This is a genomic window from Paenibacillus sp. FSL R5-0912, from assembly GCF_000758605.1.
Lineage (GTDB): Bacteria > Bacillota > Bacilli > Paenibacillales > Paenibacillaceae > Paenibacillus_AQ.
Genome location: NZ_CP009282.1, coordinates 5819225 through 5841766 on the forward strand (window position 1 = coordinate 5819225; position 22542 = coordinate 5841766).

A 22542-nucleotide genomic window follows, 5' to 3' on the forward strand; every position below is an offset into this window, starting at 1 on the left:
TACGCTCCGCTTGGCAGAAATCCTTCTTTGTAAAGCATAAATACGGAACGAGTGTCAACTTACACATTGGCACCGTTCCGTATATTTATACCCTAAACCCTCGATCTATACCATAAGTTACAAACAATAATTGAATTTCAACCCTTGATTACCACACCAGCTTGCCGAAATCGGCAAATAATCTGGAATCTACGTTAATCGCAGACAAGAGTGCCAGACGGTTAGCGCGAACCGCCTCGTCTTCAGCCATAACCATAACGGAATCGAAGAATCCGGTAACGGCATCCTTCAGCCCCGACAGAATCTGCAGTGCTTCTGCGGCATGCAAGGCAGCCAGAGCTTCGCGGTAAGGATCATGAATACTCTGCCAAGTCTGATACAGCTTCTGTTCGGCTTCTTCTTTGAGCAGAGAAGGGGCGATTACCGTTCCCTCGGCTGCTTTGGCCGCCAGATTGCTGACGCGGGTCAGGGAATCCACAGTGATTTTGAAATCAGCTACGTCTGTTACTGCATTCATAAGCGCAAGACTTCTGCCTACCACATCAACGATATCATCGAAACCGGCAGCAGTAGCTGCATCCACAACATCATAGCGGACATTGTTGTCGGATAATAGGCGTTTGACGCGCAGACCAAAGAACTCGTAAAGGTTTATACGCAGCTCAGGGGTGAAATGTTTCTCTGAACGTAAACTTTCATGAACTTCCAGCGCTGCAGCAAAAATTTCCTGCAAACTGAGGCTGAGCTGATGCTCCAGCACCATCTGTACAATTCCTGCCGCCTGCCGGCGCAGCGCATAAGGGTCCTGGGAACCGGTCGGGATGATCCCGATCGAGAAACAGCCTACAATTGTATCGATTTTATCGGCAAGGCTGACTACCAGACCTGCCTCCGTTGAAGGAACGGCATCCCCTGCAAAACGCGGCTGATAGTGCTCGAAGATCCCTTTAGATACATTATCAGCTTCACCGGCCTTGCGGGCATAATCTTCACCCATTGTACCTTGCAGCTCAGGGAATTCACCCACCATTTGCGTTACCAGGTCGAATTTGCAGATATCCGCTGTCCGGCTGACTTCAGCGGCAGCACTTGCCGGCAGCGCAAGCTTCACTGCCAGGCGGTCGGCAATCGCGCGGATACGGCGTACTTTATCCCCTACGCTGCCCAGTTCTTCGTGATACACGATATTCTCGAGCTTGGCCAGCGCATCGTTAATCTGCAGCTTCTGATCCTCTTCATAAAAGAACTTGGCATCCTGAAGCCGGGCACGCAGCACCTTCTCGTTACCCTTGGCGATTACATCCAGCGATACGGCATTCCCGTTACGGACAGTTACGAAGAACGGAAGAAGCTTGCCGCCCTCCCCGAACACCGGGAAGTAACGCTGATGCTCGCGCATGGAAGTGATCAGTACATCCTGTGGAATATTCAGGAAAGCTGGGTCGAATGTTCCGAACAGGACGGTCGGTGTTTCTACCAGGAACAATACCTCTTCGAGCAGATCTTCCTTGATCGCAATCTTCCAGCTGTTCTCTTCTGCGAGCTTATTGATTCCGCTCAGAATCAGCTCTTCGCGTTCCTTCACATCTACCAGCACATGCTGGCTGCGCAGAGCTTCCACGTACCCGGCAGGCTCAGCAATCATAGCTTCCTCGCCCAGGAAACGGTGGCCGCGGCTCACGTTGCCGGCTTTGACTCCGGTAATCGTAAGGTCAATAATCTCCTGGCCGAAGAGCGCGACCATCCAGCGGATCGGACGGACAAATTTGAAATCATAAGCACCCCAGCGCATATTTTTCGGGAAAGTCATTGCACTGACAATACCTGTTAGCCCTTCAGAGAGCAGGGAGGCCGTTTCGATTCCGGTACTGCTCTTGGTTACATAGATATATTCTACGCCGGCCAGTTCCTTGAACGTAAATTGCTCCGGTGCTACGCCTTGGCTGCGGGCAAAACCAAGTGCCGCCTTGCTCCACTCACCGCTTGCGTCCACTGCGATTTTGCGGGACGGGCCTTTGACTTCTTCACTCACATCTTCCTGCCGCTCAGCAGCATCCTTCACCAGTACAGCAAGACGGCGCGGTGTTGCATATGCGGTAACGCCATTGTGGCTAATCCGCGAGGCTTCGAGCCACTTGGCTGTTCTATCCTTCAACTGTTCCATGGCGGCGCGGATGAAGCGGGCCGGTATTTCCTCGAGACCGATCTCGAACAAAATGTCTTTAGACAAGGTCAGCACCTTCTTTCTTCAGCAGCGGGAAGCCGAGCTTCTCGCGTTCCTCCAGATATGTTGCCGCTACGGTGCGGGCAAGATTGCGCACTCTTGTGATGAAACCCGTACGTTCGGTTACACTGATCGCTCCGCGCGCATCCAGAAGGTTGAAGGTATGCGAGCATTTCAGCACATAGTCATAGGCGGGGAAAACCAAATGGTTGTCCATCGCTCTGCGCGCTTCCTCTTCGTAGGTGTTGAACAGGGTGAACAGCATTTTGACATCCGAAACTTCAAAAGTATACGTGGAATGCTCCACCTCCGGCTGATGGAACACATCACCGTAAGTCATTCCGTCTACCCATTCCAGGTCGAATACATTTTCCTTATCCTGAATGTAGGAGGCAAGACGCTCCATACCGTAAGTAATCTCAACCGCTACCGGGCTGGCTTCAATTCCGCCTACCTGCTGGAAGTAGGTAAATTGCGTGATTTCCATTCCGTCCAGCCACACTTCCCAGCCGAGGCCCGCACAGCCCAGAGAAGGATTCTCCCAGTTGTCTTCGACAAACCGCACGTCATGCAGCAGGGGATCTACGCCCAGTGCCTTCAAGCTATCCAGATACAGCTCCTGAATATTGTCCGGGGACGGCTTGATGATGACCTGGAACTGGTGATGCTGGTACAAGCGGTTCGGGTTCTCCCCGTAACGGCCGTCTGACGGACGGCGTGAAGGCTCGACATAAGCGACCTTCCAGGGCTCCGGACCGAGTGACCGCAAAAAGGTCATGGGATTCATCGTGCCCGCCCCTTTTTCCGTATCGTACGGTTGGACGAGAATACAGTTCTGGGCTGCCCAGAACTGCTGCAGGGTCAGAATCATCTGCTGAAAGTTCATACTACCGACTCCTTCGCTTTACAAGTGTGTACTGCCTCTTTACTTATGACTGGCTCTTGCTGCTGCGCGATGGAGGCGGCATCAGCTTTATGTATCCCTGTAGCAGATTATGGAGAGTATATCCTTCATAAGTCCGCCGCAAGTCAAAAAAGCTCCCGCCCCCATGCCTGATTAACAGACATAGGGACGAGAGCCTATAATTCTTCTCCCGCGGTTCCACCCTACTTGATTACGCTACGCGAAATCCACTTTTCATACTGCCGCTTCCGTACTCCCGGGCGCCATGTTCATGAACGTTGTCCTGCCAGGCTTCCACTACCCCCGGCTCGCTGAAGCGACAACTCGATTCATTACTTTCCCGATCACTGCACTCTCTCCATGTCTGGAGCAATCACGGCATTCCTATAAATTGATGTAAAAAGAAACTGAACTTATAGTAACGGATAATTCGCATTTCGTCAAATATTGTATTTATCAAGCTGATCGAGGAAACTCTGCGATTTCAGCCGGAGCCCCAACTGCATATCCATAAATGCCCGCATAATGGCCTTGAGCTCTGCGCGTGTCTCTGGCTTCACATCCACATTGCCAAGTCTGGTCAGATCAAGTAGCGCGAATAGACGCAGCAGCTTCAGTGCACGCGGAGAAATCTCCATCGCGGGAGGATCATTATGCCGGCAGCTGCGGCAGATTACACCGCCAAGACGCGGACTGATTCTAAGCTCCTCATCCGGCTTGTCCATATCGCAGACTACACAGGTATCAAGCTGCGGGCCATAGCCTGCCGCCTGCAGCACTTTCATTTCAAAAACATTTATGATGATGCCGGGCTCTTTGTCTTCTTCAAGTGCATTCAGGCAGGCATTTAGTTGACGGAACCAAAAGCTTCCCGTTTCTTCATCATGCAGTACCCGGTCAAGCAGCTCGCAGGCATAGGATGCATACGCCGCTTTGACAAGATCCTCACGCAGCGGATGATGGGACTTCGTAATCTCCCCGGCATTCAGTGTTCCCAGTCCGCCGTTGTTGCGGAAAAACACAAACTCTCCTGTTGTGAACAACTGGATCAGGGCAGCATGGCGGCTTTTCACCTTCTTGGCGCCCCGTACCAGAACCCCTACTTTACCGGCGTTCTCGGTGCAAAGCGTAACAATTGCGTTCCCTTCGCCGTAGTCCATGCTGCGGATGACGATCCCTTCCACCCTGTATAGCATGCCTCTTCTCCCAACCACTCGGCAAGCAACCAGTCCTTATTGTGCTTCTTCATCAGTGACCATCTCTTCCTCCGCCGGCAGCGGTCCGCTGCTCTCCGGCGAATCCCCAGCTTCTCTGTACAGCAAATAAGCATCGACATCTCCAGTCATTGCAAAATACTTCCACGAAAAGTTCCGCATTCGTATTCATCCTTTCTTCGGAAACACGATGTCTCTTCAGAAGTAGGATGTACGAAGCTCAGGGATCTATCCTTGCAATTCCTGCCAAGTACAAGAGGCTTTGCTGTCCAGTTCAAGGACAGTACCGTTTCAGCGAGAAATATAAGGTTAACGTATAGTAAAACATATACTTTCTTATATTTCAATGCAGCAGCGGAGGGAAGGTTTATTGGTCTTTATGGAAGCCCAAATCCCGCAGTACGCGGTCCTGATTGCGCCAGTCTTTTTTCACTTTTACCCATAGTTCCAGGAAAATCTTCGAACCCAGCAGGTTCTCAATATCCGTCCGCGCACGCCGTCCGACTTCCTTCAGCAGGGCACCCTGCTTGCCGATAATGATCCCCTTCTGGGAATCGCGCTCCACAAAAATAACCGCTGAAATATGCACTACGCCATTCGGTTCAACGCTCATGTCCTCAATCGCCACCGCAATGGAATGCGGCACCTCTTCGCGGGTCAGATGCAGAATCTTCTCGCGGATCAGCTCCGCACAGACGAACTGCTCCGGGTGATCGGTAATCTGGTCGTCCGGATAATACTGCGGGCCTTCCGGCAGATACTTCTGCACCTGCTCCAGCAGCGTATTGACATTGCTGCCCATTTTGGCAGAAATCGGCACGATCTCGGCGAACTCATGCAGCTTGTTGTATTCGGTAATCATCGGAAGCAGCGCTTCCGGCTCGATCTTGTCAATCTTGTTCATCACGAGAATGACCGGTGTCTTGATGGAGTTCAGCTGTTCCGCGATATAACGGTCACCGCCGCCCATGCCCTCAGAAGCATCCACCAGGAACAACACAGCCTCCACTTCATGCAGGGTGCTCATCGCCGTCTGGTTCATGTAATCGCCCAGCTTCGACTGTCTTTTATGGATGCCCGGTGTGTCCAGGAATACGATCTGTGAATTATTAGCGGTATATACCCCGTGAATTTTGTTTCTGGTGGTCTGCGGCTTGTCCGACATAATGGCGATCTTTTGGCCAATCACCTGGTTCATCAGTGTCGATTTGCCTACGTTCGGTCTGCCGATAATGGCGACAAACCCTGATTTGAATTTCATATAATCCTCCTATTTATCTTACAACTTGGTCAAGCTGGAAACCTTGATACTAGGTCAAAAGCGCTTCGATCCCCCTAATTCCCCCTTCGCCAAGGGGGACCCCAAGGGCCCCGGCCCTCTGGACACCCGGAACTGGCGTGGGCACAGTGTTGGCACGGAGAAAGCGGGGTTGGAGCATGAGCGCTTACGTTCCCTGCGGGAACACGCTTGACTGCGGCGCTGGAAAGACTGGTTACTTGGACACCTAAACCTCGAAAACAAACTTAATTGTATTTTGTGCACTTATTCTGTTTAGACTCAGAACCATTACAGGTTTAATTGTACAAAATACAATTAAACTATGAATACAGGCATAATTAACCCCAACTAAATACTTCACCTGTCTTGCTGCCTACTCCGGAGCCTGGCCCTGCTCCAGGTCCGCGGGACCGAAAGCGCCGGGCAGCAGGTCACGCACGGTAGTCTCCACGATGTCGCCCTTCAGGTTGCCGAGAATGACCGGCATATCAGGGCCGCACAGCTCAACCATTACCTGGCGGCAGACGCCGCAAGGCGATACAGGCCCGTCCGTATCCGCGACTACAGCGATAGCCCGGAAGGTACCCGGCTTATGCCCGTCGGCAATCGCGCGGAACATAGCAGTCCGTTCCCCGCAATTGGTCGGGCCGTAGGCAGCATTCTCAATATTACAGCCGTGGTGAACATTCCCGTCCTGGTCCAGCAGTGCAGCGCCGACCCCGAAACGGGAATAAGGTATATATGCATTGGCTCTTGCCTTGATCGCTTCCTGAAGAAGTAGGGCTGAATCCATAGTTGTCCTCCTAAAAAGTTTTGTGAGCATATACTGCTTTGATTATTCTCCGTACAAAACTTGCTTCGTAAGCATAACCTTAGTTTTGTGAGTATACACTGCTTCGATTGTCCTCCGTACAAAACTTGCTTCGTAAGCATAACCTTAGTTTTGTGAGCATACACCGCTTCGGTTATTCTTCGTATAAAACCCGCTTTATAAGCATGCACCGCATCCATTATTCTTCGTACACTACCGGCGCTTAAGCATGGCCTGGTATTGTGGTTCTAAGTAAAGATGACGGAGCGCACAAAGCGGATCCGCCTCTCCCTAAGCTGAAGTTGTAAACTGATTATGACATAAGACTTGTGATCCAGTCCATCACGGGATGATAAAAAACATAGATTCCCGTAATAACAGCAAACACCGCCGTAAGCAGTACAGCTCCTGCGGCGGTATCTTTGGCCTTCTTGGCCAAGGGATGAATCTCCGGCGACACCAGATCAATCGTCGCTTCAATCGCCGTATTCAGCAGCTCGGCGGTCAGCACCAGCGTAATCGCCAGAAGCAGCAGCATCCAGCTTGACACAGGGAGCCTGAATGCAGCGGCGGCGGCCAGCACTATAACAGCAAGGCCGCTGTGCACCTTCATATTCAGCTCCGACCGGAAAGCCGCAGCAATGCCATGAGCCGCAAAGCGAAAGGAATGCCAGAATTTTTTGTGGCCGACCGCCGTGTTCTTGACCATTAGCGTGTCAACCCGACCTGAGCCAGAACATTCTCCTGCTTAGACATCATCTCGGCCTCAGATTCCGGATCCTGATGGTCATATCCCAGCAAATGCAGGAATCCGTGAACGAACAGGAAGCCCAGCTCGCGCTCCAGCGAATGACCGTACTCCAGCGCCTGCTCTTGCGCACGCGTTACGGAGATTATAATATCTCCGAGCACGTTAGGTACTTCCTCCAGTTCCTCCCCCTCACCATCGGGCACAGCATATATAATTTCCGGCTCATCTTCTCCGGTCTCATTCATCGCGAAGGACAGCACGTCCGTTGGACGGTCGATTCCCCGGTACTCCAGATTCAGCTCATGGATGCGTTCGTTATTAACGAAGGTAAGATCCACTTCCCCCTCATCGATCCCTTCAGCTTCACCCGCTTTCTGCAGAATAATCTCCAGCAGGGCGATCAGATCGCTGTTAATCTCATGCTCTTCCTGTTCATTGCTCCAAACGACGCTCAGGCTCATTTTTGATGGCCCCTTCCTCTTTTTTGGGCTTGCGCACATCCTCGGGATACTCAATCCGGGAATGGAAAATACCCATTACAGTCTCTTTAAGTGTCCGTGCAATAATGTCCAGCTCTTTGATGGTCAGGTCGCATTCATCGAACTGATGGTCATCCAGCCGGCTTTTGATAATCTTCTCGATCATCGTTTCTACCTGCACAACGGTAGGCTTGCGGAGGGAGCGGACCGCGGCCTCCACACTGTCGGCGATACCGACCACTGCAGATTCCTTCGACTGTGCCTTCGGCCCCGGATAACGGAAATCCTCCTCCGTGAAGTCAGGCTCTACACCCTTCTCCTCCGCAATCTTCAGTGCTTTATGATAAAAATAATGCAGGAATGTCGTACCGTGATGCTGCTCCGCGATATCCCGGATCGGCTTCGGCAGCTTGTACTCCTTCTGCATCTCCACCCCGTCTCGGGCGTGGGCCACAATGATGGATTTGCTCAGCTTCGGCTCAATCGAATCATGAGGGTTCTCCATATTGTTCTGGTTCTCAATGAAATAGAACGGCCGTTTTGTCTTGCCGATATCATGATAATACGAACCCACCCGGCACAGCAGGCCGTCCGCCCCGATCGCTTCAGCCGCAGCCTCAGACAGATTCCCGACCATAACACTGTGATGGTATGTTCCCGGTGTCTCCGTAAGCAGCTTGCGCAGCAGCGGATGGTTCGGGTTAGATAACTCGACGAGCTTCAGCGCAGACAGGATGCCGAAGGTAGCCTCGAAGAAAGGCATCAGCCCAATGACCAATACAGCGGTCAGCAGACCGCTTGCAAACGAGAAGCCAAGAGCGTACAACGTCTGGGTCTCATTCCAGACTCCCCCTCCCAGCATGGTCAGTATAGCTACCGTGAGAGTGCCAAACAGGGAAACCATAATTCCGCCTTTGAGGAGCGTAGAGCGCTGACCAGCACGGTGGGTGGCGAATATAGCAACATAGCATACGATCAGTGCAAAGAACCCGAAGGTGAAATCAAATAGGGTATTCTGCTGCACATTCAGAATAATACTGGCAAGAACACTGAATAAAATAGAACAGAAATAGGCCAAAGTCATATCCAGGAGCATGGTGATCAGCATCGCACCTATAGCTACCGGGGCCAGATAACCGATATATGAACGGACATCCGTCTGCAGGAACGCCGCCAACTTCATTGTAAGTATGGTAATTATAAATACCAGCACCAGCATAAGCAGCTGGGAGTTATTATACTTGAATCCCGAGGTACCGCCATTATAGCGGATGAATGTCATCAGCCCGAAGGACAGCAGCACTGAGAGCAGCAGCAGTCCAAATTGCGGCCAGTAGTTGACTTCCTTGCTCAAGAGACCATTCTCGTCCAGAAGAGCATACAGCTCTGGAGTAATCTCCTGATTCTTGGCAACCAGCACGTCCCCCTGCTCAATGAACACATCCGGTGTATTCTGGCGGGCCTGCACCTTCGCTTCTTTGGTCGCATCCTCGTCATAGAATTTGTTGGCGGTAATGACCAGCCGCACCAGCTCCTGCACCACCTCACGGGCGGTCCGCTGGCTCAGCGAACTGACGCTGACCTGCTCAGCCACCTTGGCGCGGGCGGTCTGGGCATCGGTTATCTGATCATTCATCAGCTTGGTGACAATATCCCGGGCAACCGGCTTCATTTCAATGATATCCTGAGAGGTCAGCCGCGGAATCTTAATATACGTCTCTTCCGGAATCACATACGTCTGATCCTTGATGACCGACTGCATTTCAGTCAGCAAATGCTCTGAATACGTTCCCGCTTTACTGCTGGCAGCAACAAAATTAAGTATAAAATCATTGGCACGCCGTGGAATCTCCTCGCGGTATATCTCCGTCTTATCGCTTTGGGATATCGTATCATCCTGATTCAGCCGGTCGATCCGGTCGAGCAGCAGGGTTACGAGATTCTCAGCCCGCATAGGAATAATTGCATACCGGTTGGCTACGTTCTCAGCCGCTTCTTCCTGGGCTTTCAGCTTGGCATTGGTGTCCAGGATTTGCTTGGGTGCTGTGATTTCCTTGGCACTGCGTGTTCCCTCTTTGATATCATACTTTTTGGGCAGCAGATCAGAAGACAGGCTGAAGTAGAAAACAAGCCCCAATAACAGGAAAAGAGCATAGCGCGAAACCGCGCTATACTTCCATCCGCTGGAGCTATATACAAATCCGCTTAATTTCGATGGTTGCTTTGAGGCCATGAAGACAATCCCCTTTTTTATTGGAGGTTTTCGGCAGAGCGGTCATAGGCAACGATAATTTTCTGCACCAGGGAATGCCGGACTACGTCCTGTTCTGCAAAATAGACAAAGCCGAGCTCCTCAATACCGGATAATATCGTTTTGGCTTCAATCAGCCCTGACTTCTTGCCGCGCGGCAGATCGATCTGGGTAACATCGCCCGTAATGACCATCTTGGAGCCGAAGCCCAGCCGGGTGAGGAACATTTTCATTTGTTCAGGTGTGGTATTCTGGGCCTCGTCGAGGATAATAAAAGCATCCTCCAGCGTACGCCCGCGCATATAGGCAAGCGGCGCGATCTCGATCAGTCCGCGCTCCAGCGCCTTGGCTACCTGATCAGGCCCCATAACGTCGTACAGGGCGTCATAGAGCGGCCGCAGATAAGGATCTACCTTCTCCTGCAAATCTCCGGGAAGGAAGCCCAGGTTCTCGCCTGCCTCCACTGCCGGACGTGTCAGCACAATTCGTTTGACAGAGCCTTCCTTGAGCGCCGTGACAGCAAGCACAACAGCGAGATAAGTCTTACCCGTTCCTGCCGGCCCGATGCCAAAGACGATATCACGCTTTTTGATCGTTGTCACATAATGTTTCTGGCCAATGGTTTTGACGCGGATCGGTTTACCGCGGAAAGTTGTTGTAATCTCACCTTTGAACAGGTCAAGCAGCTGATCGGCACGGAAATCCTTCGCCAGCTCTACAGCATACTGCACATCGCGTTCACTTAGTATGTAACCGCCCCGTACCAGGGACAGCAGCACATTGAACAACTGGCCCAGCATGTCCACTTCACGCTCTGCTCCGCGTATAGTAACCTCAGCTTCACGCGAGTCGATCACCGCCGGAATTTCTTTCTCGATAATTTTCAGGAATCCGTCCTGCGGGCCGAACAGGGATTGAGCTTCTCCCGCATTTTGCAAAGATATACGAATGCTTGCAGTCTGTTCTGACAAGTAGCCTCATTCTCCTCAATTGTTTACTATCGGAAGTTCTTCCGCGATTCTCTCTTCCACTTCAAACAGCACTTTCATATAAACTTTACCATTCTCTTTCTTCTCATGCAAAATTTTTTGACTTTTGATGACGCTGTCAGTGCCGTAACGTGCGAATATATCACGCTTGGCCCGGCTCAGTCCTTCCTCCCGCGCGGCCTCCGGAGTCAGCATTTCAGTGGTATATTTAATTTCCATTTCCTTCTCGGTCATCAGGCCCAGCGGCAGCTTAAAGGACCGCCAGGACAGCATATCGGGCTCCGTAAGCGTGCGTGACTTCTCAAAGCCGGAATCCCCGTACCCCCATAGCTGCACCGCCCATTTGCCGAGAACGAGATACGTGCGGTCTTTGCGTTCTCCTGTATAGGAACTGCCCGTTCTTTTGAGGGGCACCTCAAGATTATATTCATGCCATACCAGGCCTTTAACATCGCCTTTTGCTACTACAAACTCTATATTCTCCTCGTCCCCCAGTGCTCCGGAGATGAGGATGTCCCCTTTTTTGACGCGGGAGTTTCGGCTCACCACAGGTCTGCCCTGCTCCGCATAGATTTCGGTGACAACCGCATCCGTCCTGCTGATCAGATGGCGCTTGCTGAGTAGCGGCTTAGTCTCCGGGCGGTCGGCTTCGACAACCTGGATCGTAATGCTCGTCCCCGTCCGGTGAAACCCTGCCCACGTCAGCCCCGGAACAAGGGTGGTCAGCTCCCTGGAGAGCTTGTCCGACTCTTCCATCCGCCAAATCCACTGAAAAGGGTACACCCCCTCCTTGCGTGCGGCTTCGAGAATGTCCTCGGTGGGAATGCGGGTATTCCCTTCAACCTTGATGCTCCACACCATAGAGGACAGCAGCAGCAGCCCGACACCAAAGACCAGCAGTCCTGCGGCAAAAAACTTCCGCTTCCATAAGCGGGCCGCCCGGAAAGGAATTCCGTTACGGGCCGTAACATGCATGCGGCAGCCTGTCTTCTTAAGGAGCGGACGGAGTCTGAAAAAATCATCCAGTAGCAGGTTCAGCGAAGCGCCGTCCCCGGCAGGCCTCACATCCCAGATGACGATGCCTGCTCCGGTTACAGCGTTGATAAAGATCTCCACCTGCGGTCCCGTCACATGCAGTGTAACGAACCCCCGCAGCGATGACAGAGGCGGCTCTTTCATGGATTCTCCCCACTTTCCTTATACCTGATTTCACCGATAATACCTTCAACGGCAAGCTCCTGGCCCAGAATATTGCGGATGACCAGCCCTTCACCGGAAATCTCTAAATATCCTTTGGCCAACGCCAGCCTGAGCTGCTCCGATGAGAAATGCAGCACGCCGCGGTGGTTCTCAATATACAGTTCCTTATTGCCGATCAGGGTGATCCGGGGCATCTCCTGCAATACATCCTGCGGAAGATCCAGTACCCCGTTTGTCCATCCCCGCAGCCTGCGGCCAATACGGGTCATATATAGACGCTCCCCCTTCCTGCCTTCTGTACACCTTATGCGGAAGGGCGTTTTTTTATGAGAAGAACTCACATCATTTGTGCCGGGACACACCTGCGGCTCCAACCGCCCGGCAGCGGTAGATGCAGCAGATTCTGCAGGATAAGTCCACGGAACCACGCGGCAAAAAGCCCGGATCTGCTCCTCTTAAAGAGCAAATCCGGGCTTTCAGGCAGAGCATAGATATAACCGCAGTGCAGAGTAACCGCTCATCTGCCGGGGGTTCAGCCTTCCTTGCGGACAGAGGCATGCGGTTGCCGGGAACGGGGCGGTCCCAGAATCTCCGCCCATATCAGGCCGCTGCGCAGCGCCTCACGGTCCTGCGCCAGCGGATGCTGTCCTATACCCGTCTGAGACGGGCTGGCACCCTTTGCGTCACTCATTGCGCCTGTGGACGGCACTGCAGCCGCCACGCCGTCAAAAGCCGTCTGCAGCCGCTCCAGCTCCCGCTGCATGCGTTCTGTCCGCGCCTGCACACCGTCCATACTGCCGGTCTGCTCCAGAGACACCCCTTCGCCTGTCTCATAGTCAGGCGAAGGCAGCTCTGCCGGCTCCGGCCAAGCCGGCGAAGCGTCGTACTCCCGCTCTTCCGACGCGGAGTCAGGCCGACCCGAAGCCCCCCGGCGCCCGCCGGGCTCCGGAAATCCGCTGCCCGGGCGTTCAGGGCGTCCGCTATCCGCTGCCTCGGCGGGAACACGGGGGCGGCGCAGCGGATTGCCTTCGCCCCCGCCGCCAAAGGTAGGCATGCCGCCGCGCGTGGAGGACTTGCCTTTATTTTTGTTCCAGTTGGTGAATATCGCAATTACCGCAATGACCACAATGTAGATTATGCTGCTCATGGGGAATCACATCCCTTTATTTGTGGGGCGGACGGCTGTTGTCGTCCCCGTCGTTTAATTTACCGAGGGAGCCGCGCATCTGCGTATCGGCCTCAATATTTTTGAGGTTCATGTAGTCCATTACACCAAGCTTCCCGGAGCGCAGCGCCTCCGCCATAGCCAGCGGAACCTGGGATTCGGATTCAACCACCAGCGCCTTCATCTCCACCACCCGGGCCTTCATTTCCTGCTCATGGGCGACAGCCATGGCTCTGCGTTCCTCCGCTTTGGCCTGGGCGATGCGTTTATCCGCCTCTGCCTGCTCGGTTTGGAGGTACGCGCCAATATTCTTCCCAACATCAATATCCGCAATATCTATAGACAGAATCTCAAAAGCCGTACCGGAGTCCAGACCTTTGGACAATACCGTCCGCGAGATAGAGTCGGGATTCTCCAGCACATCCTTATGTGAATCACTGGAGCCCACTGTAGTTACGATCCCCTCGCCGACTCGGGCAATAATCGTTTCTTCACCGGCACCGCCGACGAGACGGTCGATATTGGCCCGGACGGTTACCCGCGCTTTGACCTTGACCTCAATCCCGTTCTTAGCCACAGCCGCAACAATCGGAGTTTCGATCACCCTTGGGTTAACGCTCATCTGAACCGCCAGCAGCACATCGCGTCCCGCCAGATCGATGGCTGCAGCACGGGTGAATTCCAGCGGAATATCCGCTCTCTGTGCCGCTATCAGCGCATTAACTACCCGGTCTACGTTCCCTCCGGCAAGGTAGTGGCTCTCCAACTGGTTGATATTCAGCCCCAGCCCTGCCTTGGTAGCCTTAATCAGCGGATTGACAATCCGGCTTGGCGTTACCCGGCGCAGCCGCATCGCTACCAGTGTAATAATGCTGATTCGAACGCCCGATGCCCAGGCCGATACCCACAGCATGACCGGGAAGAAGCTGAAGAAGACGCTTAGTACAATGATCACGACAACCGCGATCAGCAAAAAAGTAATCATAGATGCTTCCATCATACGCTTTACAACCTCCGTTATTTTTGGGATTAACCTTATTCCATACAGTATTACACGTTGCTGCCAGCTCATAACAGAGGTACAGCTATTTCACGGATTCCTTCACGACCACCCGGCCGCCTTCGACCTTTACCACCGAAATAGCGGTTTGCGCGTCGATGAATCCGCCCTCTGTCACCACATCAATCCGCTCGCCGCCAATGGCGGCAGTTCCGGCCGGGCGCAGCGGAGTTACGCTGATTCCGGAAGCTCCGATCAAACTCAGCTTCTCTGCCACAGGCACAAACCCCTGCTCCTTGGTGAGGCTATCCTGGAGAATGAACCTGTTCCAGATCCCCCGCTCCTTGAAGGCCACCGCCACAATCACAATCACCACTGCCGCTGCTGAAAAAGCAATCCCCAGACTGAACATCGCATGTGTAAAGCTGTAAGCAGCTCTTACAACACCAGCCACAAGGCTGACGGAGCCCAACAGCCCCAGAATACCAAAGCTGGGCACAAACAGCTCGAGCACCAGCATTACGAGTCCCAGAATGAACAGCAGCAACGTCTCCGCCCCAGCAAAGCCAGCCACATAGTTCCCGAAGAAATAGAGAGCGAACGCCAGCGTCCCAATAATTCCGGGCACCCCAAAGCCGGGTACCAGCAGTTCAATGAACACCCCGGCGATGCCGACGAAGAGCAGAATCGTCATAATAACCGGATTCGTCAGAAAATGCGACATTTTCTCCGCACCGGTATGCTCTACGCGAAAAATGTCATCTGTGGAATAACCCAGCCAAGTAATGGCCTCATTGGCTGTACCCGCAATACGGTCGGCATAACCTGCCTGGAGCGCTTCCTCACTGCTCAGAGCGATGATCTCCCCCTGCTCCTTGGACACGCCAAGCTCGGGCTTGTTCACCACCAGGTTGATGTCCATCATCCCTGCAGCCACTTCCGGATCACGCCCGTTCAGCGATGCGGCTCCTACCATCTTGGATTTCCAGTAGGATACCATTTTTGCGTCATCTACGCTCTTGCCATTCCTGTCTACCAGTGAAGCGGCACCGATCATACTGCCCGGCTTCATGATAATGGCGCCAGCATTAAGCGCTATGTAACTGCCGGCGGAAGCGGCGTCGCCTTTGATATAGGCCGCGGTAGGAATTTTGCTGTCCCTGACCATATTGCCGATTTGTTCAGCAGAATCCACCCGGCCGCCCGGTGTGTCAATCTCCAGCACAATCAGAACCGCGCCGTAATTGGCAGCCTCCTGAAACCCGCGTTCCAGAAAGCTCTGCAACCCGCGCTCAATCTCCTGATCCACCGGAATGATGAACACAGGCCCGCCCACAACCGTACCCGCAGCCGCAGCCGGCGCGCGGACCGCTTCATTATCTGCATGGACCCTGCCCGCTAACGGCAGAACCAGCAGAATCATCATCGCGGCAATGCAGGACAAGACCCCTATGCGTAACTTTTTCAAGCTTGCTGCCTCCCTTCTGCACGAATTAAAACCACCTGCATCCTTATCATATAATAAAACGCAGCATATAATCCTTAGTACGCCAGTTTCTGCACAGGCGTTTCAACAGCCTGTTGTACAACTATATTCTGCCGGCAAACCGTACAGGTAATTTAGGATGATAAATAGCGATGGCAAAAAGCGAAGAATTAAATGTATTTTGCTTTGATGAGGGAAGATAGGAGGGGTGATAGATATTGAGAGGCTGATATTTTCGAAGCTATTACTACGTGGAGTCGGCAACTCTCCACATAACGAAAAACACCCCTAATTAAAGGGGTGCTAGCGTTATATTATTGCAGAAATTGCTGAACCGCCTGGTTCACGAGTTTACCATCGGCGCGACCTTTGACCTTAGGCATCAGTGCGCTCATCACCTTACCCATTTCACTTTTCGAAGAAGCACCGGTTTCCTGGATGGTCTGCTGTACAATTACTTTAATTTCTTCTTCGGAAAGCTGTTCGGGAAGATATTGAATGATAATCTCGATTTCTGCCTTAGTACTCGCGGCAAGCTCTTCGCGACCCGCTGCTTCAAATTCTTGGAGGGCATCTTTGCGCTGTTTGATTTCACGACTAAGGATATCAAGCACTTCGTTGTCGTCTAATGTTCTCTTCAAATCTATTTCAAGATACTTTATTGTAGAACGAACCATTCGAATGGTGGAGAGTCTGAACTTGTCCTTACTCTTCATCGCTTGCTTCATATCTTCGTTTAATCGTTCGCTAAGATTCATGCGTGGGTAATCCTCCTAAAACTTTCTCTTACGAGCAGCCTCAGACTTCTTCTTGCGCTTTACGCTTGGCTTCTCATAATGCTTGCGTTTCTTCACCTCAGCCAAGACACCATCTTTAGCAATGGAACGTTTAAAGCGACGAAGTGCAGCATCAATTGTCTCGTTTTTGCGAACTTTCGTTTCAGACACCAGTTTTCCCTCCCTCCGACCAGACCGTCCAAGAGCATAACAACACGGTTCATCAAATTTCATTATAGGTCAAACCTAAATAAGGTGTCAACCTTCGTGCTATTATTTTTTAGCAGGTCTGTTATATTGAATTCCTGATTATGCGTGGGAAGCAGAATTCCCGACGAGGGCACCGAGTTTGGCTCCGCCCAGCAGATGATAATGCAGATGAGGCACCGCTTGTCCGCTGTCCGGTCCGCAGTTGTTAATCAGCCGGTATCCGGAATCAGCGATTCCCAGTTCTACCGCAATTTGCTGTGCTACAGCATGGATTTCGCCGATCAGCGGCAGATCTTCGGGCGTGACATCATTCATCGAAGCAATGAACTTCTTCGGGATGATCAGCACATGCACAGGGGCTGCAGGCTCAATATCGTAAAACGCCAGAATCCGTTCATTCTCGAATACTTTGCTCGCCGGGATAGAACCTTCGATAATTTTGCTGAACACAGTTTCCATACAACGCTTCCTCCCCAAAATTTGTAATGCAGAAGCTTGCATCCGGCACTTTCCGCGGTAAAACCTGTAGCACCGACAGTTCTTATGTTGTAAAAACAGGCGTATTCACGGCCATTTCCCTCCATAAAAATCCACCGCTCACAGGGGCATACCCTGTAATCATTAGCTCAGCTTTTGGCCGGCGGGGCACATTAGCCTGAATCTGTTGGTTATTCCGGCCTGATCCGCTTCGCGACAAATATTGTTTATGACTCTAATCATACAGGAAATTGAACGATAACGAAAGGCGGAGTCCAAGCATACAGGCTGCTCCAGGGAGAAGAAAATGAAATAAGGACAAGGAGGACAAGTCTGTATTATAACAGGCAGCATAATTCTGGTGCGGTGGAGTGAGGGTGTAACGCATAGGAATTTTCATTCAAAAAAAGACAAAAAAAAAGAAACACCCTTCACAGCTCATATGAGCTGCTTCGGCGGCGGACGTATGAGAAGGAACAAATTCCCTGTCATACGTCCGCCGAGGTGTTTCAAATGATGTCGGCTTAGCTGTATTATAACAGGGGGTTGAAAGTGTATCTGTGATCGTTGTCACATTCAACCCCGACTTTCACATTTTTTCCAAAAGAATGGTTGAACCCCCGCCGCCCTGCTCTGCCGGTACTACAATCAGCTTGCGCGGCAGACGGGCACGAAGCTCCGGAACATGGCTGATGATGCCTACGGACAGCTGGTCATTGTGCAATCTTTCCAGTGAGGTTATCACGGTATCGAGCAGATCCGGGTCCAAGGTACCGAAGCCCTCATCCAGGAAAAAGAATTGCAGCGGGTATTGTCCGCGCAGCTGAATCTGGGCTGACAGAGCTAACGCCAGCGCAAGAGAGGTCAGGAAAGTCTCTCCTCCGGAAAGCGTGGATACCGGCCGTTTCATCCCCCCATTCCCATCATCACGGATGACAAAACCTCCGCCGGAGTCCACTTCCAGCGCATAACGCTGCTTGCTCAGGAAACGCAGGCGCTGTGAGGCAGCCTGACATACCTGCATCAGCTGTTCTTCCGCTATATATTCCACAAAGGCGTTGCCGCGCAGCACCGTCTGCAGCTTGGACAAGCGATCCTGCATAGCAGCATGTCCTGCCCGCTGGCCTTCAAGCTCCATCCAGCGGATGTGCCGCTGCTGCAGATCCTCCAGATCACGCTCCGCACGTGCGCGGGCCTGAAGTGAACTCTCATCCTCTTCCCTGCACTTCTGCAGTGACTCCTGGCTCTCCTGCCACGCCTCACCGCTAAGCACAGCACCACCCAGCTTCTCCTCTATGCTCCTCAGCTGCAATGCACACTCCGCTTCCTCCTCGCGGTGAGCCCGCACCCGTTCAGCCGCCTGAGCCCGCTCAGAGGTCTCCAGCGACGCAGCTTCAACCTCAGCGGCTGAAGTAAACGCCGAAGTCTGCAGCGCCTCCTTCCACTGGGAATCGGCTGCCGTATAATGCTCATGGGCAGACTCTGCAGCCTGACGGGCAACCGCCGCTTCCCGGGTCTGCTGCTGGGCGTTGTCCGCCGCCTGGCGGTGCTCCTGCCGGCTGCGTTCAAGCGCAGTCTGAAGCTCCAGCAGCCTGCGCTCGCAGTCCGCCAGCAGCGCCGCCGGCGGACGTCCGCCGGTCCATTCCCGGAGCAGCTGCTCTTTGTCACGTGCGAGCGCTTCTTTGCCTTCAAGCTGGGCGTCCCACTGCGCGAGTTCCTTGTCGAGTCCGGCCAGTTGCTCCTGCAGCGTCTGTACAGCTAAACTCTTCTCGTCCAGGAACTTGACGCTGATCTCCAGCCGGCTTCGGATCTCCTCGGCCCGCTCATCCTTGGCGAGCAGCTCCTGATAGGCTTTCTCCGCCTCCTCAGACGCAAGCTCCGGAAAGAGCCCGTTCCATTCTTTCCTAAGCTTATTCGCCGAGGCAGCAAGTTCCTCCGCCTTGGCGGCCAGTCCCTGCACCCAGGTCTGCTCGGCTTCGGCACCGGCCGCTTCCTTGTGATACAGCTGCTCCAGCTCCTGCATGGAGCGCTGCCAGTCTGCGGCCGCACGCCGCAATTCTCCGGAGCGCGCCTTCAGCGAGGACAGCCGGGCATTCAGTCCGGATAATGCTGCCTCATCCGGAATGTCTGCGGCTGCAAGAGACTGATGGGCTCCAGGTGACTCGAGCGGTGCAAGCGAGTCACACACGGCTGAGGACTCGAGAGATGCAAGAGAGTCGCGGGCAGCTGTGGACTCGAGCGGTGCAAGAGAGTCGCGGGCAGCAGTGGCAGCAGACTGGTTCATCGCCTCTTCAGACGCTGCTCCGCCCAGTTGGGCAAGCCATGATCCGTCCTGCTCCAGCAGGCTGCGGAACAGATGGCGCGTCTCCAGCGCCTGTCGGGCCAGAACGCGGACATGGCGGAGCCGTTGGTCCAGCTCCTCATGTTCCCCCTGCTCCTGCTTAAGCGCAGGGGAGGGATGGTGCTGGCTGCCGCACACCGGGCAAGGCACACCCTCCTGGAGTTCACGGGCGAGCGCCAGCGAGAGCCTGTGAACCTCCTGCTCCTTCAGCGCAGCTTCAAGCGCGCTGGTGTGCTGCTCCAGGCGGCCGGCAGCGGCTCCCGCTGCACCTTCGGCCGCCCGCAGCTCTTCCTGGTGCAGGGCAGCGGCGGCCAGCAGCTCCCCGCGCCCTGCCCCAAGCGCCTGCCGCTGCGAAGAAGCAGCGGCCAGCCGAGCCTGCGCCGCAGCGAGCACCGCTGCGCGCTCGCGGTGCTCGCGAGCTGCCGACTCCCGCTGGAGCTCGGCAGAACGCAGTCCCTGAAGTCTCTGCATGGCTTCCTGCAGAGACTGCCGCTCCTGGGAGCGGACCGCGAGCGGCTGCAGGCTCTGCTGCAGCTCGTGCTGTTTCTTTTGGCCACGGGCCAAAAGCTCACGCTCCCGGGCCAGGCTCTCCCGCCCGGCGGCAAGGCCCCGGGCGGCTTCGTCCCCCCGCGCCTGCAGCGCCGCGCGCTCCCGGCGCAGCCCGCCGAGCTCGGCTTCCAGCTCGAGCGCGCGGCGGAACAGGCCCTCCTCCTGACGGAGGGCCGGCTCCCCGGCGGTAAGCGCGGCCTGTGCCGCTGCTTCCGCCTCCGCCTTTACCGCCGCCTCCTGTCCGGCGGCGGATGCCAGAGCCTCCAGGCCCTCCGCGCGGGCATGACGGCTCTTCCAGGCCTCTTCCGCGCTTCGCCAGGCCTTCAGCGCGGGCAGTCTTTTCTCGGCATCGTCAGCCTTGCCGAGCTTCTGCTCCAGGAGGAGAATCTGCTCCTCCTGGGCCTGTAGAGCCTGCCGCTGCTGGCCCCGGCGGGCTTGCTCCTCCTGCAGCTCACGGATGCGGGCGAAGCGCTCTGCGCGCGCCGCCGCTTCCGTGAGCCGCTTGCGGCATTCCTCCGCATGCCGGACTGCCTCCTGCACCCGGACAGCTGCCGCTTCCACGTCTGCCTGGCCCGCGCTGCCCAGTCCCTGCTGCTCGGCCTCCAGCGCGCGCAGTGCCGCCTCGTTCTCTTTGACGCGGCGGCTGAGCTTAAGGGCCAGCCCGTCCCCGTATTGCTCCAGATGGAACAGCCGCTGAAGCATCTGCCTGCGATCTACACCGCGCAGGGACAGGAACTCGGCGAATTTGCCCTGCGGCAGCACCACCGCCCGGGTGAAGTCATCCATCTTCAGCCCGATATGCTCCTCCACACAGCGGGTAACATCCGCAAGCTTATCGGCCATCACAACATAGCCATCATCCTTAACCTCGATGAACCGGCTGATGGTATTACTGACCGATTGCTCTCCGGTCCGCTTAAATTTGCGTTCCACCCGGTAACGCCGCACTCCGGAAGAAGAGGTCAGCTCGAAGGTGAAGGCTACACTGAGCTGGTCCTCAGAATGGTTCATAATGCCTTGAGTCCCGTTTACTGCGCGCTCCACTTTCCCGTACATTGCCAGCGTGATCGCATCCAGCAGACTGGATTTGCCGCTGCCGGTCGGACCAAAGATCCCGAACAGCCCGGTCTCGGTAAGACTGGTAAAATCTATTTCCTGCTGCTCTCTATAGCTTTGCAGTCCAGATAGTTTCAGTAGTATCGGCTTCACTTCAGCATCTCCTCCCCTTCCGCAGATTCCTGCTGTTCTTCTTCAGCGAGCTCCAGGAACAGCTCAATCAGGCTGTCGTCCGGTTCCGCACCGCCCGTCTGGCGCTGGTAGAACTTGCGGAACAATTCCTGCACAGGCATGCGTGAACGTGCCATCTCTTCCAGCTCCTGCTCCATCTGCGGATAAACCGGACGGATATGTACGATGCCTTCCCGTGACTTGCGCAGCCGCTGGATATCGTTCATCGACATCGCTTCCGTCAGACGTAGCTCCAGATCGATGAAGGCCCCCGCATCCCTGCCTTCATCCAGCCAGCTGTAGACCTCCTGCAATCCGCCGGTTGACTTCCAATTAACCAGCGGACGGCCGCAGCTCAGATAGATTTCTTCGAAGACCGGCTCCCCGCCGGGCGCAACATCTATCAGGGCAACAGACTTTGCCTGCCCTGCCTCAGAGAAGCTGTAGGCGAGCGGCGATCCGCTGTAGCGGATCATTCCGTCGCCCTTGACCCGCTGGGCCCGGTGAAGATGCCCGAGTGCCGTATACTGTGCACCGCAGGAGAGCGCCGAAGGATCTACGGTATAGGCACCGCCTACCTGGATCGGGCGTTCAGAGTCGCTCTCCACCCCGCCCAGCACATAAATATGGCTCATCGCCAGATTGACGGTCTGCGGCGTAAACTCCCGGCCGAGCAGATTCATCAGCCTGCCGACTCGTGCGCTGTAAGCCAGCCGCAGTTCAGCCTCTCCTCCGTCACCGGCGAGCAGCTCGCCAAGCCGGGCTTCGGAGGGGTAAGGGAGCGCAGCGATTTTGGCAATCTCACCAGTCCTTGCAGCATGCACCGTCACCGGCTCTGAGGTCGGCATCCCTACAAGTGTAATCCCCTGGCTGCGGACAAGCGGAGACACGGAAGCTACACGCTCCGGCTGATCATGATTGCCCGAAATGACAACCAGCGGCCTGCCGCCTGCCGTCAGTCTGGCCGCAGCCTCGTAGAACAGCTGCTCCGCCGCAGCTGGAGGATTGACCGAATCATAGACATCTCCCGCCATCAGAATCAGATCCGCCCCGGAGGAATCTGCAATCTCCACCAGTTCATCCACGAACTGCTCCTGCTCCTTCTGCCGACTTCTGCCCTCCAGCGTCCGCCCCAGATGCCAGTCCCCCGTGTGCAATATGCGCATTTCCGCCCTCTTTTCCCCGCCTATCCGCGGCAATCATAGATTT

At 54.5% G+C, this 22542-nt stretch carries 20 protein-coding genes; all 20 read right to left on the bottom strand.

What is annotated here, in order from left to right; genetic code table 11:
• Positions 1–148: 148 nt before the first annotated feature.
• The 20 genes from glyS to R50912_RS24785 all read right to left on the bottom strand — a co-directional run bounded on the left by glyS (position 149) and on the right by R50912_RS24785 (position 22499).
• The gene (gene glyS / locus R50912_RS24695) at positions 149–2230 is read right to left on the bottom strand and encodes a glycine--tRNA ligase subunit beta (RefSeq protein WP_042238561.1); all 2082 of its coding nucleotides are present in this window, start codon (positions 2228–2230) and stop codon (positions 149–151) included.
• Positions 2223–3110, bottom strand: a complete 888-nt coding sequence (gene glyQ / locus R50912_RS24700) for a glycine--tRNA ligase subunit alpha (RefSeq protein ID WP_042238562.1) — start codon at positions 3108–3110, stop codon at positions 2223–2225. Before glyQ ends, glyS begins: the two co-directional genes overlap by 8 nt.
• A gap of 458 nt (positions 3111–3568) precedes the next feature.
• Positions 3569–4324, bottom strand: coding sequence for a DNA repair protein RecO (gene recO, locus R50912_RS24705; protein ID WP_042238563.1), 756 nt, complete (start codon positions 4322–4324; stop codon positions 3569–3571).
• Positions 4325–4360: 36 nt separating this feature from the next.
• Positions 4361–4504, bottom strand: a complete 144-nt coding sequence (locus tag R50912_RS36045) for a YqzL family protein (protein ID WP_076244089.1) — start codon at positions 4502–4504, stop codon at positions 4361–4363.
• A 205-nt stretch (positions 4505–4709) separates the two neighbouring features.
• Entirely contained in the window at positions 4710–5603 is an 894-nt protein-coding gene (gene era, locus R50912_RS24710) for a GTPase Era (RefSeq protein ID WP_039304132.1), read from the bottom strand.
• A 391-nt stretch (positions 5604–5994) separates the two neighbouring features.
• The gene (locus tag R50912_RS24715) at positions 5995–6414 is read right to left on the bottom strand and encodes a cytidine deaminase (protein WP_039304130.1); all 420 of its coding nucleotides are present in this window, start codon (positions 6412–6414) and stop codon (positions 5995–5997) included.
• 331 nt (positions 6415–6745) lie between these two features.
• A complete protein-coding gene (locus R50912_RS24720; RefSeq protein ID WP_042238564.1) occupies positions 6746–7141 on the bottom strand; it encodes a diacylglycerol kinase family protein in 396 nt (131 codons plus the stop codon).
• Positions 7141–7644: an rRNA maturation RNase YbeY gene (gene ybeY / locus R50912_RS24725; RefSeq protein WP_042238565.1), complete on the bottom strand. Its 504-nt coding sequence runs from the start codon at positions 7642–7644 to the stop codon at positions 7141–7143. The genes R50912_RS24720 and ybeY overlap by 1 nt, the downstream gene beginning before the upstream one ends.
• Positions 7616–9895, bottom strand: a complete 2280-nt coding sequence (locus R50912_RS24730) for an HD family phosphohydrolase (protein WP_042238567.1) — start codon at positions 9893–9895, stop codon at positions 7616–7618. Before R50912_RS24730 ends, ybeY begins: the two co-directional genes overlap by 29 nt.
• A gap of 17 nt (positions 9896–9912) precedes the next feature.
• On the bottom strand, positions 9913–10884 hold the full coding sequence (locus tag R50912_RS24735) for a PhoH family protein (protein ID WP_042216800.1): 972 nt from the start codon (positions 10882–10884) through the stop codon (positions 9913–9915).
• Positions 10885–10899: 15 nt separating this feature from the next.
• Positions 10900–12081 carry a sporulation protein YqfD gene (gene yqfD, locus R50912_RS24740; protein ID WP_042238568.1) on the bottom strand — a complete coding sequence of 394 codons (1182 nt, stop codon included), beginning with the start codon at positions 12079–12081 and terminating at the stop codon, positions 10900–10902.
• Positions 12078–12371, bottom strand: coding sequence for a sporulation protein YqfC (gene yqfC, locus R50912_RS24745; RefSeq protein WP_039304110.1), 294 nt, complete (start codon positions 12369–12371; stop codon positions 12078–12080). Before yqfC ends, yqfD begins: the two co-directional genes overlap by 4 nt.
• Before the next feature lie 263 nt (positions 12372–12634).
• On the bottom strand, positions 12635–13249 hold the full coding sequence (locus R50912_RS24750; protein ID WP_042238569.1) for a YqfB family membrane protein: 615 nt from the start codon (positions 13247–13249) through the stop codon (positions 12635–12637).
• 16 nt (positions 13250–13265) lie between these two features.
• Complete coding sequence (gene floA / locus R50912_RS24755; protein ID WP_042238570.1) at positions 13266–14267, bottom strand: flotillin-like protein FloA; 1002 nt, start codon at positions 14265–14267, stop codon at positions 13266–13268.
• 85 nt (positions 14268–14352) lie between these two features.
• Positions 14353–15693, bottom strand: a complete 1341-nt coding sequence (locus tag R50912_RS24760) for an NfeD family protein (protein ID WP_063840119.1) — start codon at positions 15691–15693, stop codon at positions 14353–14355.
• A 374-nt stretch (positions 15694–16067) separates the two neighbouring features.
• Positions 16068–16511: a GatB/YqeY domain-containing protein gene (locus R50912_RS24765; protein WP_039310385.1), complete on the bottom strand. Its 444-nt coding sequence runs from the start codon at positions 16509–16511 to the stop codon at positions 16068–16070.
• Between the two features lie 15 nt (positions 16512–16526).
• The gene (gene rpsU / locus R50912_RS24770; protein ID WP_005547957.1) at positions 16527–16700 is read right to left on the bottom strand and encodes a 30S ribosomal protein S21; all 174 of its coding nucleotides are present in this window, start codon (positions 16698–16700) and stop codon (positions 16527–16529) included.
• A gap of 138 nt (positions 16701–16838) precedes the next feature.
• Complete coding sequence (locus tag R50912_RS24775; protein ID WP_042139435.1) at positions 16839–17198, bottom strand: histidine triad nucleotide-binding protein; 360 nt, start codon at positions 17196–17198, stop codon at positions 16839–16841.
• A gap of 607 nt (positions 17199–17805) precedes the next feature.
• Positions 17806–21315, bottom strand: coding sequence for an AAA family ATPase (locus R50912_RS24780; RefSeq protein ID WP_042238572.1), 3510 nt, complete (start codon positions 21313–21315; stop codon positions 17806–17808).
• Complete coding sequence (locus R50912_RS24785) at positions 21312–22499, bottom strand: exonuclease SbcCD subunit D (protein ID WP_042238573.1); 1188 nt, start codon at positions 22497–22499, stop codon at positions 21312–21314. Before R50912_RS24785 ends, R50912_RS24780 begins: the two co-directional genes overlap by 4 nt.
• Between the last annotated feature and the right edge of the window lie 43 nt (positions 22500–22542).

Excerpts from the sequence above, each read along its gene's own strand:
- R50912_RS24750 (WP_042238569.1), bottom strand. The coding sequence starts at position 13,249 with ATGAGCAGCATAATCTACATTGTGGTCATTGCGGTAATTGCGATATTC.
- yqfC (WP_039304110.1), bottom strand. The coding sequence starts at position 12,371 with ATGACCCGTATTGGCCGCAGGCTGCGGGGATGGACAAACGGGGTACTG.
- R50912_RS24760 (WP_063840119.1), bottom strand. The coding sequence starts at position 15,693 with ATGATGATTCTGCTGGTTCTGCCGTTAGCGGGCAGGGTCCATGCAGAT.
- R50912_RS24785 (WP_042238573.1), bottom strand. The coding sequence starts at position 22,499 with ATGCGCATATTGCACACGGGGGACTGGCATCTGGGGCGGACGCTGGAG.
- recO (WP_042238563.1), bottom strand. The coding sequence starts at position 4,324 with ATGCTATACAGGGTGGAAGGGATCGTCATCCGCAGCATGGACTACGGC.
- R50912_RS24775 (WP_042139435.1), bottom strand. The coding sequence starts at position 17,198 with ATGGAAACTGTGTTCAGCAAAATTATCGAAGGTTCTATCCCGGCGAGC.
- R50912_RS24715 (WP_039304130.1), bottom strand. The coding sequence starts at position 6,414 with ATGGATTCAGCCCTACTTCTTCAGGAAGCGATCAAGGCAAGAGCCAAT.
- era (WP_039304132.1), bottom strand. The coding sequence starts at position 5,603 with ATGAAATTCAAATCAGGGTTTGTCGCCATTATCGGCAGACCGAACGTA.
- R50912_RS24730 (WP_042238567.1), bottom strand. The coding sequence starts at position 9,895 with ATGGCCTCAAAGCAACCATCGAAATTAAGCGGATTTGTATATAGCTCC.
- R50912_RS24720 (WP_042238564.1), bottom strand. The coding sequence starts at position 7,141 with ATGGTCAAGAACACGGCGGTCGGCCACAAAAAATTCTGGCATTCCTTT.
- yqfD (WP_042238568.1), bottom strand. The coding sequence starts at position 12,081 with ATGAAAGAGCCGCCTCTGTCATCGCTGCGGGGGTTCGTTACACTGCAT.
- R50912_RS36045 (WP_076244089.1), bottom strand. The coding sequence starts at position 4,504 with ATGCGGAACTTTTCGTGGAAGTATTTTGCAATGACTGGAGATGTCGAT.
- R50912_RS24765 (WP_039310385.1), bottom strand. The coding sequence starts at position 16,511 with ATGAATCTTAGCGAACGATTAAACGAAGATATGAAGCAAGCGATGAAG.
- ybeY (WP_042238565.1), bottom strand. The coding sequence starts at position 7,644 with ATGAGCCTGAGCGTCGTTTGGAGCAATGAACAGGAAGAGCATGAGATT.
- floA (WP_042238570.1), bottom strand. The coding sequence starts at position 14,267 with ATGATGGAAGCATCTATGATTACTTTTTTGCTGATCGCGGTTGTCGTG.
- glyQ (WP_042238562.1), bottom strand. The coding sequence starts at position 3,110 with ATGAACTTTCAGCAGATGATTCTGACCCTGCAGCAGTTCTGGGCAGCC.